The following is a 13,327-nucleotide window of genomic DNA, read 5'->3' as shown; positions in this document are numbered from 1 at the left end:
GTCTTTGCTCAGGAGGGCGTTTTGCGGCGGCGTTTTTTTTCTGGCTCGATATGGGTAACCTGGCTCTCTACCCAGCCGTCGTCAAGACGCGTGCGCAGGGTATCCCCACCCTGGAGCTGGGCAGTTTTTTTCACAACCTGCCCTGTGGCATCGGTTGTCACGCTGAAGCCGCGCGCCAGCGTCGCCAGGGGACTGACCGCCTCAAGCTGTCCGGCCAGCACGGCAAAACGCTGTCGATCCTGATTAAGCTGCTTCTCCATGCTTTGCTGTAAACGGTAGTGCATCTGCTCCAGCTGACGCCGGGCCTGAAACAGGCGAGACTGCGGCTGGTGTGCGGCCAGACGTTGCGTCAGACGATCCTGCTGGCGTGCGGTTTGACGTAGCTGATTCTCCATCGCCTCATTCAGTCGCTGCTGCAGGCGGAACAGGGTAGTTTGCTGGCGGGCAACGCGCAGCTGGGGATGTTGCTGCTGCAAACGATGATCGAGGCGCGTAAAGCGGCGTTGCTGCTGCGCCAGATAATAATCCATCGCCATCTCCAGCCGCTGTTGCTGTGACAGCAGCTGTCGCAGTAGTTCCGTCTGGTTTCTGCTTACCATCTCAGCCGCAGCAGAGGGAGTGGGGGCGCGCAGGTCAGCGACAAAGTCGGCGATAGTCACGTCGGTTTCATGACCCACGGCGCTCACCACGGGAATGCGGCTGGCAAAAATCGCCCGCGCCACGCGCTCTTCGTTAAAGCTCCATAAATCTTCCAGCGAGCCGCCGCCGCGTCCGACAATCAGGACATCACATTCTGCACGCTGATTTGCCAGCGTAATGGCGCGCACAATGGCGTCCGGCGCATCCACACCCTGAACCGGCGTGGGATAGACAACAACGGGTAGCGAGGGGTCACGGCGGTGCAGCACGCGCAGCACATCGTGCAGCGCTGCGCCCGTTGCCGAGGTAATCACGCCCACCTGTCTTGCAGGCTCAGGCAGCGGCTGTTTGTGCTGCTGGTCAAACAGGCCTTCACTGGCCAGCTTTGCTTTCAGCAGCTCAAACTGCTGTTGCAGCGCGCCTTCACCAGCGGGATGCATGCTTTCGATAAGCAGCTGATAGTCGCCGCGCGGTTCATAGAGGGTAATGGTGGCACGCACCAGAATTTGCTGGCCATGCTGAGGACGAAACGTCACCCGCCGGTTGCTGTTACGGAACATGGCGCAGCGCACCTGAGCACCATCATCTTTCAGGGTGAAGTACCAGTGGCCGGAAGCGGGCTGAGAAAAATTAGAGATCTCCGCGCTCAGCCACACCGAGCCCATCTCATTTTCCAGCAGCTGACGCACCGTCGTATTCAGGCGGCTAACGGTAAAAATATTGGCGTTCGGAGGTAGCGACATGTGATGGAGATCAAATAATAAATCAGAGGGTTAATTAACCGATACTACATGCCTGGCAATGAGGATCAAGACTTTTTCTCAAATAAAGCTGGAGGCAAACGATTACGGCCTGTATAATGCCGCGGCAATATTTTATCTGTTCTCATTCACCTCCAGGTTGAGATATTGCCATGCTAAGAATCGCTAAAGAAGCCCTTACTTTCGACGACGTTCTGCTCGTTCCTGCTCACTCCACCGTTCTGCCTAACACGGCCGATCTCAGCACGCAGCTGACCAAAAATATCCGCCTCAATATCCCAATGCTCTCTGCTGCGATGGATACCGTGACCGAAGCGGGTCTGGCTATTGCGCTGGCGCAGGAAGGCGGACTGGGCTTTATTCATAAAAACATGTCAATTGAGCGCCAGGCAGAAGAAGTTCGTAAGGTGAAGAAGCATGAAAGTGGCGTGGTAACGGAGCCGCAAACCGTCCTGCCGACTACCACGCTGGCTGAAGTTAAAGCCCTGACCGAACGCAACGGCTTTGCCGGTTATCCGGTCGTCAACGAAAGCAATGAGCTGGTCGGTATCATTACCGGTCGCGACGTGCGCTTTGTAACCGATCTGACCCAGCCGGTCACGGCAGTGATGACGCCGAAAGAGCGTCTGGTGACGGTGAAAGAGGGTGAAGCACGCGATGTGGTTCTGCAAAGAATGCACGAAAAACGCGTGGAAAAAGCGCTGGTGGTTGATGACAGCTTCCATCTGCTCGGCATGATCACCGTAAAAGACTTCCAGAAAGCTGAACGTAAACCGAATGCCTGTAAAGATGCGCAGGGTCGTCTGCGTGTGGGTGCCGCAGTGGGTGCCGGTGCAGGTAACGAAGAACGCGTTGACGCGCTGGTGGCTGCCGGTGTTGACGTGCTGCTGATCGACTCTTCGCACGGCCATTCTGAAGGGGTGCTGCAACGCATCCGTGAAACCCGTGCCAAATACCCGGACCTGGATATTATTGGCGGCAACGTCGCGACGGGTGCAGGCGCGCTGGCGCTGGCAGACGCGGGCGTAAGCGCGGTGAAAGTGGGTATCGGCCCGGGCTCTATCTGTACCACCCGCATCGTGACTGGCGTTGGCGTGCCGCAGATTACTGCCGTTTCTGACGCGGTTGAAGCGCTGGAAGGTACGGGCATTCCGGTGATTGCCGATGGCGGTATCCGTTTCTCTGGTGATATCGCTAAAGCGATTGCTGCGGGTGCCGCTGCCGTCATGGTTGGCTCAATGCTCGCCGGTACGGAGGAGTCTCCGGGTGAAATCGAACTCTACCAGGGCCGCGCCTTTAAATCCTATCGTGGCATGGGCTCGCTGGGCGCAATGTCTAAAGGCTCGTCTGACCGCTACTTCCAGACCGATAACGCTGCTGACAAACTGGTGCCGGAAGGCATTGAGGGTCGCGTTGCCTATAAAGGCCGTCTGAAAGAGATCGTTCACCAGCAGATGGGCGGCCTGCGCTCCTGCATGGGCCTGACCGGTTGCCCGACCATTAACGACCTGCGCACCAAAGCAGAGTTCGTTCGCATCAGCGGTGCGGGCATCAACGAAAGCCACGTGCACGACGTGACCATCACGAAAGAGTCACCTAATTACCGTATGGGATCCTGATCCCGTTAGTTTTACCGCCCGGCCTGGCCGGGCGCTTTCATTATCAAGTTACCCGTTCTGGAAACGCCTCAATGACGACGGAAAATATTCATAAGCATCGCATTCTGATTCTCGATTTTGGTTCGCAATACACGCAACTGGTCGCGCGCCGCGTACGTGAGCTGGGCGTGTACTGCGAACTCTGGGCATGGGATGTCACCGAAGAGCAGATCCGCCAGTTCAACCCTAACGGCATTATCCTTTCCGGCGGTCCGGAAAGCACCACGGAGTTCGACAGCCCGCGCGCACCGGAATATGTGTTCAACGCAGGCGTGCCGGTACTGGGCGTATGCTATGGCATGCAGACCATGGCGATGCAGTTGGGCGGCAAAGTCGAAGGTTCCAGTGAGCGTGAGTTCGGCTATGCGCAGGTTGAGGTGAAAACCTCAAGTGCGCTGATCCGCGACATCGAAGATGCCATCAGTGCCGCAGGCAAACCGCTGCTCGACGTATGGATGAGCCACGGTGATAAAGTGACGGCTATCCCGTCTGACTTCGTTACCGTTGCCAGCACGGAAACCTGCCCGTTTGCCATCATGGCAAACGAAGAGAAGCGTTTCTATGGCGTGCAGTTCCATCCAGAGGTAACCCATACCCGTCAGGGGCTGCGTATGCTGGAGCGTTTTGTTCTCGACATCTGTGAGTGTGAAGCGCTGTGGACGCCGGCAAAAATCATTGAAGATGCGGTTGAGCGTCTGCGTGAGCAGGTCGGCAACGACAAAGTGATCCTTGGCCTCTCCGGCGGCGTGGATTCTTCCGTGACGGCCATGCTGCTGCACCGCGCCATCGGCGAGCGTCTGACCTGCGTCTTTGTCGACAACGGTTTGCTGCGCCTCAATGAAGCGGAGCAGGTGATGGATATGTTTGGTGACCACTTTGGCCTGAACATCGTCCACGTACCGGCTGAAGCCCGTTTCCTTGACGCACTGGCCGGTGAGAACGATCCGGAAGCCAAACGTAAAATCATTGGCCGCGTTTTCGTTGACGTGTTCGATGAAGAAGCATCAAAGCTGACCGACGTAAAATGGCTGGCGCAGGGCACCATCTATCCTGATGTGATTGAATCTGCTGCCTCTGCAACCGGCAAAGCGCACGTGATCAAGTCGCACCATAACGTGGGCGGTCTGCCGAAAGAGATGAAGCTGGGCCTGGTCGAGCCGCTGAAAGAGCTGTTTAAGGATGAAGTGCGCAAGATCGGCCTGGAGCTGGGTCTGCCATACGACATGCTTTATCGCCATCCTTTCCCGGGTCCGGGTCTTGGCGTACGCGTGCTGGGCGAAGTGAAGAAAGAGTATTGCGATCTGCTGCGTCGTGCCGATGCAATCTTTATTGAAGAGCTGCGCAAAGCGGATCTTTATAACAAAGTCAGCCAGGCTTTCACCGTCTTCCTGCCAGTGCGTTCGGTGGGGGTAATGGGTGACGGCCGTAAATATGACTGGGTTGTTTCACTGCGTGCAGTAGAGACCATCGACTTTATGACCGCGCACTGGGCGCATCTGCCGTACGATTTCCTCGGCCGCGTCTCGAACCGCATTATTAATGAAGTTAACGGAATTTCGCGCGTGGTTTACGACATTTCTGGTAAGCCGCCTGCGACCATTGAGTGGGAATGATTTGATCTCAGGCCATCGCAGGCCTGTCAGTCACGCTCGACTCACCCGAAGCCCGCAAAATGCGGGCTTTTTTTTTAAATAATCCATTGAAAAAACCGCTTATAACCTCTTTATTTTTGCCGGTGAAAAGAGGAATAAGGGCCAGCGCAACGCGTTACTCGCGGACAGGGATAAACACGGTTGCAGGCTGGGCATATTTGTCTGGTGCTGCTGGCTTTAGCCGGGCTTAACAGAACCGTGCACGCTATTAAGCGATGCGCCTCAGTTCATCCAGGGGGAATGCCAGCCAGTTGCTGTAGCGCAGGCGATGAGTGACCACCGTGCAGGATGAGGAAAGCCGTTTCCTGCACATAATCCTTTGAAACAGAAAAAGTTAATATAAAGCTTATCCGAGGGAGGGCAAGCGCGATGAGCTGGATCCTGACATTCGTGTGGTGCTAAAAAATAAAGCGCTACGCGCTAACTGTTTATTAAAAGCAGCTATAAGCTGGCCTTATAGCAGGGAATAAGCTGTCACTATTCTGATTCAAACAAAAAAGGCTTCACTATTTTTATATAAGCAGCCACACTCTGCGTTGAATAGATTATATGCAAAAACAGCCAGAGGAGAAAAAAGCCGTCGGGCTAATCTCTTTTATTGTGCCACGATCTACTGCTAATTCATTACTGCTGGTTTTTACCAGGGATAGATCACAAATTTAATATAGCGATGTTTACAACTTTTGTCTATGTGAGAAGTGAAATGTACTCGAATGCAATATGGATCATGCTGGAAAAGTCGATTAACATCATTGGTCTGATATATGTTAATTCGCTCATGGCAAAGTACATTGGCCCTGACAATTTTGGCAAAATAAATATTGCCACTTCGCTTTTTATCTTTGTGCAAACCTTATCCTGGTTTGGCGGACAGAGCATCATATTCAAACGAATGAGCGAGAATACCCGGTCCGGTATTGCCATGGCAATGCATACGCAAAATCAACGGCGTGCATTTTTCCTTTTGTCTTCGAGCGCGGTCCTGGTTTATTTATACTTCTTCACCGACGCTATCGTCTTTTTGTTTGGGGTGGCTAACTGCATTGCCACTTACTACATCGTGATGGATTTCTTTTCTATCTACAATAACACCCAGTTAAAATCAAAAATAAACACCATAACAAATGTTATTGGGCTGCTTATTGCACTGTTAATAAGGTATCTTATCTCAAGCTTCAAAATGCCCATTTACTGCTTCACGCTGCCAATTATCATTATCCCGCTTGTGCCTTATCTTCTGCGACTTTTTTATTTTAACTATACTACCCAGGTGAAGTCCGTCAGCAGAGGGAGCCGCCTGTATAACCGACATATGTTATCTACAGGCGGCGCGCTGATTTTATCAAGCCTTTCTGCGGATATCTATACGCAGATTTCCAGCATCTTTCTGGCCAAAATCATTTCGTACTCCGAACTGGGGATCTATAGCGTAGCGCTAACGATGGGAAGTGCCTGGTCGTTTATCGTTTTATCATTGATCACCAGTTTCTTCTCGAAAATATACAGTGAAAGAAATCAAGTCGCCGTCGATAAACTGTTGATGACGATAAACCGGCTGGTCATTTTGTTTTCGCTGATTGCGCTGGGTGGTTTTTACCTGGTGGGCGACTGGGTTATACATTTGCTGTATGGCGATAAATATATGGATGCGGTGCGGATAATACCCGTAGTTATCATGGGTACGATGTTCTCTGCGCTGGGAACGATCTGTTACCGATATATAATAAAAGAGTCTGGATATCACTATCTGGCGAAAAAGATGTCGTTATGCTGTGTGTTAACAGTGCCATTGTCATGGATAATGATCAGTACATTTGGAATAAATGGTGCTGCCTGTTGCTTTTTGATTGTCGAGATTTTGTCCTGCACGTTACTTAACTACTTTTTTAAGAACAAAACCATTATCAAAATGCACCTTAATATTTTCAAATTACGAGAGTTTAAACTGAAATGATAAAGCAAACTGTTAAGTCAGCGCTGAAGCTCAGTGCCGGTATCTTTCCTGAGTCCTGTGCTAAAGCACACTACTATATTAAGTTTAAAAAGAAGTTGAACTTAAGTAATCCAACCAATTTTAATGAAAAAATACAGTGGCTCAAATTCAATGAGTTCAACAACGCTATCTATACACTGTGTGCTGATAAATATAAGGTCAGGGAGTATGTTTCGTCTAAGGGATGTGGTGACATTCTTAACGAACTCTATGGCGTATACGATAGCCCTGAACATATAAACTACGATGCTCTGCCGGAAAAGTTTGCTCTCAAGTGCAACCATGGCGCAGGCTACAACATTATCTGTGATGATAAATCGGCGTTAGATACTGAAAAAACCAACAGGCAGCTGGGGAAGTGGCTGAGAGAGGATTTCTCCTCGCTTTTTGTCGAGCCGCAGTATAAAAAAATAGAAAGAAAGATTTTATGTGAAAAATTTATCGAGAACGAGCGTGGCGGATTTCCCGACGATTATAAGTTTTACTGCTTCAACGGTAAGCCTTACGCGGTAATGGTATGTAAAGAGCGAGAAAAAGGAACGCCTAAGTTCTATTATTTTGACATGAACTGGAACCCGCTCCCTTTTGAAGATACCGTTGAGTTAATCAGTAAAAATGACTATCCAGCCATGCCTGATGGCTTCATGAAAATGAAGGCATACGCGATTAAACTCGCGTCTGACTTTAAGTTTGTCCGAATTGACTTCTACCTGCTTAATGGCGACGTAATTTTTGGCGAGCTGACATTCACCCCCTCCGCTGGACTGGATGTAACCCTGCAGGAAGCGGATGTCATTTTAGGAAGCCAGCTCAAACTGTAGTTCCAGCCGTACTGGCCATGCTGGCCCTGATGCCAGGCGCGTCGTTATTTCTCATCAGAGTCAGGTTATCAGGATTTTTACAGGCTCTGCCGACGGGCTGACATTAACGCCTTTCTGGCCCTAAAACGCTTTTTGAAAGTCAGCTGACGCCTGGATGATAAAAAGTGGGGCGTACCGTATTAGCCCTGAATGATACCTTTAGTGCTGTAAAACGTGCCTTTTTTTAACGTTATGAAAGAAGCCGCTTTTTAAAAATGGTTTAACATTGAGCAGGGATTACCTTTCCGCTTACACTACTACGCACTTCTTACGCTATCGCCAGCCCGTCGTCAGACAGGCTGGCGATTTTCTCTTTGCTGTTGACGCGAGGAACCACGCTATGTTGTCACTGAAGGCGCTGAGCCTTTGCATTTTGCTGGTGATCCTGCTGTCGCTGGGTGCGAGTCTGGCGCAGGCAACGCGCAATGGCGAACTCTCAGGGCAGGGGGGCTGGTGGTCGGCACGTCGTGATTCATCCGGTCTGGCACCCGATGCGGGCCGCAATGTAAACCAGGCGATCGTACAGGTCTATGCTGCGCCAACGTACGGCTGGAAAGGGGCAGTAGCAGTGCACCCCTGGATTATCTTTAAACGTGCGGGCGAAACACGCTACAACCGCTATGAGGTCATCAGCTGGGGCAGCGGCGATAAAGTCAGGCACAACAGCAACCTGCCTGACGGCTACTGGTATGGCGCAAAGCCGCGCCTGCTGGTTAGCCACCGTGGAGCAGACGCGGAGGCGATGATCCCGCACATCGAAGCGGCCATTCGCTCCTATCCCTGGCCGAAGACCTATCACGCCTGGCCGGGACCAAACAGCAATACCTTTCTTGCCCATATCGGGCGGGAAGTACCGGCATTAAAACTCGATCTGCCCGCCAATGCGCTCGGCAAAGATTACCGTCCCCTGTGGCGCCCGGTGGGTTTGCCACCTTCCGGACGCGGCATTCAGGTTTCTGTGCTGGGGGTTGCGGGGGTCACACTGGGCGCGGAAGAGGGGTTTGAACTCAATGTTCTGGGACTGAATATGGGGCTCGATTTTACGCCGCTGCGTCTGCGACTGCCGTTTATTGGCGGCATTGGCAGCGAAAACGTTCAGCAGGACAATCCGCCGGGCTGAATGCCCGGCACAGGCGTTAACAGACGCCAAAATCGCCCTCTTCATGGTAGAGATTGACGCTGTCGGCTTTTACCTCAATCTCCTTTTTAGTTGCATCGTCAACGCGCGCGCACCACAACGTATCGCCCTCAACGCGCAGCACCAGCATTTTTGGACCACCTGTTTTTGACTGTACAAAATCATCTGCTTTAAACATGGCTTTCTCCCTGGGTTTTAAGGAAGTGTAGGGTGCCTGACCGTGGCCTGCAAAAATATTGTGAGGGCTGCTTTCTCTGTTTTTTCACAGGATTTGCCCAGCGGGTGGCCCGGGGCAGACTGACGTGAAACCAGGATAATGTCTTTGGTTGTCAGCTGCTTCCTTTTTTGACTCAGCGAAAAGAAAACGGCATCGGGATAAAGAGAGGGCAGTGGCTTTACGCCATACAGAAACCCGGGGAGAAGGGATCATCACGATGGCTTACCATGGCTGGGAAAACTAATCGACCCTGCACACCAGGCGGCGTATCGCTGTGGGAAATTTTATCTCAGCGTTAACCCGTATCACGCCGCGACATGCTGCGGTCAATGCAGTGCGCATAGCACTGCATTGACCGCAATGTGAAAAAACAGAATCAGTGATGCAGTAAAAACAGCGTCGCCAGGCCCAGAAAGATAAAAAAGCCGCCGGTATCGGTGATAGCGGTAATCAGCACGCTGGAGCCAACCGCCGGGTCGCGTTTGAGTTTAGTCATAATAAGCGGGATCAGGACACCCATCAGCGCCGCCAGCAGCAGGTTCAGCATCATGGCCAGCATCATAACGCCCCCCAGCTGCACATTATCGTACATCAGCCAGGTAATGAGTCCCATCGCGCCGCCCCAGAACAGGCCATTAAGCAGTGCCACGCCAAGTTCTCGTACAATCAGAAACGAGAAGTTGCCCGGCTCAACCTGGTGCAGGGCCAGCGCGCGTACAATCATGGTGATGGTCTGGTTGCCAGTGTTGCCACCAATGCCCGCCACAATAGGCATCAGCGTCGCCAGTGCAACCAGCTGCGAGATGGTCTCTTCAAACAGGCCAATCACGCGTGAGGCGACAAAAGCGGTACACAAGTTTATGGCCAGCCATGCCCAGCGTCGACGTACCGCTTTGCGTACCGGCGCGAACACATCCTCTTCCTGACTGATACCGCCCATGCGGCGAATATTGCTCTCGTTCTCTTCGTTAACCAGATCGACCACATCTTCAATTGTTACGCGGCCAATCAGTTTGCCTTTTGCATCGATGACCGCCGCGGAGATGAGGTTATAGCGCTCGAACGCGCCCGCCGCATCTTCGGCTTTATCGTCAAGCTGGAAAGTCGTGGGAGAGGTATTCATGACCTCGTCGACCCGTTTTTTCGGCTTATTCAGCAAAATATCGGTCAGCGGCAGCTCGCCCAGCAGCAGATTATTTTCATCGGTGACGAAAATTTTATCCGTGCCGTTTGGCATGGTTTTTTTATGACGCAGGTAGCGCTGCACAGTAGCCAGCGTCACATCGGCGCGTATCGTCAGGATATTGAAATCCATGATGCGCCCGACGCGATCGCGGTCGAAGTCGACCACGCTCAGAACACGCGCCCGCTGGCCAGGTTCCAGCGACGCCAGCAGCCGCCCGGTCAGATCGCGAGGCAAGTAGCGCGCCAGCCACACCTGATCGTCAATGTCGAGGGGTTCGATAGCGCGCAGAATATCGCGATCGCTCATCTCTTCTGTCAGGCTGGCCCAGACGGTCTCTGACGCCTCGACCAGGACATGGCCGCGCTTTGAGGCAGGAACCAGCCGCCACAGCGCCTGTCGCGCCTCTTCGGGCAGGGCTTCGAGGATATCGGCGAGGTCAGCAGCGTGAAGCTGTTCGATATCCTGCTCAAGGATCGACTGATTGACCGCATTTTCACGTTGCTGTTCAGCGCTATGCTCGGTGGATTTTCCCAGCAGCACATCCACCAGATCTGGCTCACTGAGCAGCAGCGTCAGAATGCGATGACGAATTTGATTTAGACGTTGAGTATGCGAAGCAGACATAACGAGTCCCTTGTGTCTGAAAGTTACAGCACGAAGTGTAGCGGTTCGCCTCGCAAACAGGCGCAAAAAAAGACGCGGTTATTCAGGCTGCGTTTAGCTGGCGTGCATGAAGAACGTTAATTGCTAACGACTGTCGCGCAGCGTCGTGCTTATCGGCGCAGATTCTGGTGCAGCTTTTTTTTGCTGATGATGCTCAAAGGCAGCAGGCAGGATGAAGATCAGGCGGCTGGCAAGAATGATAAAGCTAATCAGTAAAACGATCCGGGTAAAGGAACTGGTTTTAGGACGTCTTCGGGAAGGGATAGCGCTGTTCACGCGGGGTGTTTCCTGTAATGACCCTGTCGGGCGATAGCAACATTTAGTCACAACCCTGCGCTGAAATCAATTGCCGATTAAAAAAAGAGCAGAAATGGATTAGGCCGCACGCAGCGGCCCCGATTTACAGGCTCGCTTTTTGCGCCAGCAGCGTGGCAAAACGACAGCTGATGCGATTGCCTTGCTCATCACGCTTGTGCAGCTGGCCGACGTGCTCGTTGTACTTGAGGATGTGCCAGTTGCGGTAGTAGTGGCTCAGCTCACCCGATTTAAAGGTAAAGGGAAAGGCGAGGGGGCACGGGTAATCGTCAGTGCTCATTGCGGCAACGATCAGGTTATGCCCGTTTTTCACCGTGCTTGCCTGCATATCGGCAATCAGCTGTGGAATGGTTTCCGGCTGCAAAAACATCATCACAACCGTGGAGAGTACAAAGGTATAGCCACCGTTAAAGCGCGTCTGGTTGAGGTCGCGCTGTTCAGTATGGATTGTGGTTATCCCTTCCTGTGCGGCAATCTGCTCCAGTCGAGCCAGGCTGGTGGGGTTATGATCCCAGGCGGTAACATCAAAGCCGTTCTGGCTCAGAAAGAGGCTGTTACGGCCGTTGCCGCAGCCGAGATCGAGCGCTTTGCCCGGGTTAAGAAAGGGCAACGCCGACAGCACTTCGGAGTGCGTCGGCGTCAGGCCGTAGGTTTCGGCAAAGTAGTGTTCAGGTTTAATCATGACGTCTTTTTTTGGGCGTAAACGCCCCTCTCCTCAGGCTTCTTCTTTCAGCATCAGCTTCCAGCCGGTGACTTCGTTCCAGTAGGTCTGCTCACGCTCCAGATCGAGCTGTACCAGATTATTCTGGCTGAAATAGCCTGACGGAAAAGTCAGTGTCCAGTGACCATCATCGGTGGTCAGTTTGAGCGAATCGGGACGCGTAGTGGCCTGACGCTGATTGTTGAGCAGGGTGCCAAGGCGCAACAGGAACAGCAGCGGCAGAAACTGTTTTTTCTTGAACAGCGTGACGCGCGGCAGATCTTCTACCTTGACGGCTTTGCGGTGGAATCGTACCAGCGCAGCCAGCAGCGTTTGCTGATCCTGGTTAAAACCGGGCAGGTTGGTGTTTTGCAGGATATAGGCTGAATGGCGCTGCATGCCGCTGTGGTTAATTGTCAGACCGACTTCGTGCAGCATGGCAGCCCATCTCAGCAGTGCCGCCAGCTGTGGGTTTGCCAGTTTAGGGTTTTGATCGCGCCACTGCACATAGAGCTGGTCGGTCGTGTCCAGCACGCGGCGCGCCTGGTCATTGTCGATGGCGTAGTGGTTCGCCAGGCTCTGTGCCGTGCGGCTGCGAATATCCTGATGGCGAAACCGGCCCTCCATTTCATACAGCACGCCTTCACGCAGCGCGCCGTCGGAGAGGCGGAGCTCGCGGATAGCCAGCGCATCAAACACGCCACAGATAATCGCCAGGCCAGGCACAAATACCGACTTGCGCTCTTCCGACAGCCCCGGCAGGCTTAGCGCGCTGAACGACTTATGCTTCATGACCTCGTCATAGAGCATGTCCAGGCGCTCAGGCGTGATCATTTTCTCTTTCTCACCCATCGCCAGCAGCACCTCACAGGCCGCTTTAATGGTGCCTGACGCGCCAAGCGCATACTGCCAGCCGTGCAGACGATACTGCCACGCCAGCGTTTCCAGCTTTTGCGTCGCGGCGAGGCGTGCGCGCCGGAAGTTGTCACGGCTGATCTCCCCGTCAGGGAAGTAGAGCTGGGAAAAGCTGACGCAGCCCATGCGGCGACTCTCTACCAGCTGAGGTTCAAAATTTTCGCCGATGACCAGCTCGGTTGACCCGCCGCCGATATCGATCACCAGCTTACGGCCTTTTTCCGGCTGCGTATGCTCCACGCCCATAAAAATCAGGCGTGCCTCTTCATGGCCGGAAATCACCTCGATAGGGTAGGGGATCACCTCCGCCGCACGCTGCAGAAACTCTTCTGCGTTCACCGCCTGGCGCAGCGTATGGGTGCCGACAATGGTCACGTTACTGGGGCTAAAGCCCTGCAAACGTTCAGCAAACAGCGCCAGGCAGCTCAGCCCGCGCTCCATCGCCTCTTCGCTCAGGCGATTTTTACTGTCGAGACCGTCCGCCAGATGCACACGCTGCTTGAGACGACCCAGCACCTGCATAGCGCCGTCGACCACGCGCGCGATGACCATATGAAAGCTGTTTGAGCCGAGGTCGATTGCCGCAAATTCTTGCGGTCTCGGCGTACTTTTATGAGAAATGGGCATAGA

General features: G+C 53.1%; 11 protein-coding genes. 5 read left to right on the top strand and 6 right to left on the bottom strand.

The window, feature by feature from the left end; all coding sequences use genetic code 11:
- Nucleotides 1–8: 8 nt before the first annotated feature.
- Nucleotides 9–1,382, bottom strand: a complete 1,374-nt coding sequence (xseA, locus tag HP564_RS07890) for an exodeoxyribonuclease VII large subunit (protein ID WP_371241784.1) — start codon at nt 1,380–1,382, stop codon at nt 9–11.
- A 170-nt stretch (nt 1,383–1,552) separates the two neighbouring features.
- Between xseA and guaB the strand changes: the two genes are divergently transcribed.
- The 5 genes from guaB (at nt 1,553) to HP564_RS07865 (ending at nt 8,683) form a co-directional block, all read left to right on the top strand.
- Nucleotides 1,553–3,019: an IMP dehydrogenase gene (gene guaB, locus HP564_RS07885; RefSeq protein ID WP_371241782.1), complete on the top strand. Its 1,467-nt coding sequence runs from the start codon at nt 1,553–1,555 to the stop codon at nt 3,017–3,019.
- Between the two features lie 71 nt (nt 3,020–3,090).
- Nucleotides 3,091–4,671 (top strand): glutamine-hydrolyzing GMP synthase, encoded by a 1,581-nt coding sequence (gene guaA / locus HP564_RS07880; protein ID WP_371241781.1) that lies wholly within the window; start codon nt 3,091–3,093, stop codon nt 4,669–4,671.
- A gap of 742 nt (nt 4,672–5,413) precedes the next feature.
- Nucleotides 5,414–6,664: an oligosaccharide flippase family protein gene (locus HP564_RS07875; RefSeq protein ID WP_371241780.1), complete on the top strand. Its 1,251-nt coding sequence runs from the start codon at nt 5,414–5,416 to the stop codon at nt 6,662–6,664.
- Nucleotides 6,661–7,524, top strand: coding sequence for an ATP-grasp fold amidoligase family protein (locus tag HP564_RS07870; RefSeq protein WP_371241778.1), 864 nt, complete (start codon nt 6,661–6,663; stop codon nt 7,522–7,524). Before HP564_RS07875 ends, HP564_RS07870 begins: the two co-directional genes overlap by 4 nt.
- A gap of 379 nt (nt 7,525–7,903) precedes the next feature.
- The gene (locus tag HP564_RS07865; protein WP_371241777.1) at nt 7,904–8,683 is read left to right on the top strand and encodes a DUF3750 domain-containing protein; all 780 of its coding nucleotides are present in this window, start codon (nt 7,904–7,906) and stop codon (nt 8,681–8,683) included.
- Between the two features lie 16 nt (nt 8,684–8,699).
- On the opposite strand, the gene HP564_RS07860 is transcribed toward HP564_RS07865, so the two are convergent.
- The 5 genes from HP564_RS07860 to ppx form a co-directional block, all read right to left on the bottom strand.
- A complete protein-coding gene (locus tag HP564_RS07860) occupies nt 8,700–8,879 on the bottom strand; it encodes a DUF2158 domain-containing protein (RefSeq protein ID WP_371241776.1) in 180 nt (59 codons plus the stop codon).
- A gap of 415 nt (nt 8,880–9,294) precedes the next feature.
- On the bottom strand, nt 9,295–10,728 hold the full coding sequence (gene mgtE, locus HP564_RS07855; RefSeq protein ID WP_371241774.1) for a magnesium transporter: 1,434 nt from the start codon (nt 10,726–10,728) through the stop codon (nt 9,295–9,297).
- Nucleotides 10,729–10,851: 123 nt separating this feature from the next.
- A complete protein-coding gene (locus HP564_RS07850; protein WP_371241773.1) occupies nt 10,852–11,043 on the bottom strand; it encodes a YfgG family protein in 192 nt (63 codons plus the stop codon).
- Between the two features lie 124 nt (nt 11,044–11,167).
- Entirely contained in the window at nt 11,168–11,764 is a 597-nt protein-coding gene (gene tehB / locus HP564_RS07845) for a tellurite resistance methyltransferase TehB (RefSeq protein WP_371241772.1), read from the bottom strand.
- Between the two features lie 33 nt (nt 11,765–11,797).
- On the bottom strand, nt 11,798–13,324 hold the full coding sequence (gene ppx / locus HP564_RS07840) for an exopolyphosphatase (RefSeq protein ID WP_371241770.1): 1,527 nt from the start codon (nt 13,322–13,324) through the stop codon (nt 11,798–11,800).
- Nucleotides 13,325–13,327 lie beyond the last annotated feature (3 nt).

It is taken from the genome of Pantoea sp. KPR_PJ, from assembly GCF_041386365.1.
Lineage (GTDB): Bacteria > Pseudomonadota > Gammaproteobacteria > Enterobacterales > Enterobacteriaceae > Pantoea.
The sequence above is the reverse complement of the archived record's forward strand: the minus strand, read 5'-3'. Positions and strand labels throughout refer to the sequence as shown.

What these genes read in the sequence shown, in the direction of transcription:
- mgtE (WP_371241774.1), bottom strand. Translation starts at nt 10,728, where the DNA reads ATGTCTGCTTCGCATACTCAACGTCTAAATCAAATTCGTCATCGCATT.
- xseA (WP_371241784.1), bottom strand. Translation starts at nt 1,382, where the DNA reads ATGTCGCTACCTCCGAACGCCAATATTTTTACCGTTAGCCGCCTGAAT.
- HP564_RS07860 (WP_371241776.1), bottom strand. Translation starts at nt 8,879, where the DNA reads ATGTTTAAAGCAGATGATTTTGTACAGTCAAAAACAGGTGGTCCAAAA.
- HP564_RS07865 (WP_371241777.1), top strand. Translation starts at nt 7,904, where the DNA reads ATGTTGTCACTGAAGGCGCTGAGCCTTTGCATTTTGCTGGTGATCCTG.
- guaA (WP_371241781.1), top strand. Translation starts at nt 3,091, where the DNA reads ATGACGACGGAAAATATTCATAAGCATCGCATTCTGATTCTCGATTTT.
- HP564_RS07870 (WP_371241778.1), top strand. Translation starts at nt 6,661, where the DNA reads ATGATAAAGCAAACTGTTAAGTCAGCGCTGAAGCTCAGTGCCGGTATC.
- tehB (WP_371241772.1), bottom strand. Translation starts at nt 11,764, where the DNA reads ATGATTAAACCTGAACACTACTTTGCCGAAACCTACGGCCTGACGCCG.
- HP564_RS07875 (WP_371241780.1), top strand. Translation starts at nt 5,414, where the DNA reads ATGTACTCGAATGCAATATGGATCATGCTGGAAAAGTCGATTAACATC.
- guaB (WP_371241782.1), top strand. Translation starts at nt 1,553, where the DNA reads ATGCTAAGAATCGCTAAAGAAGCCCTTACTTTCGACGACGTTCTGCTC.
- ppx (WP_371241770.1), bottom strand. Translation starts at nt 13,324, where the DNA reads ATGCCCATTTCTCATAAAAGTACGCCGAGACCGCAAGAATTTGCGGCA.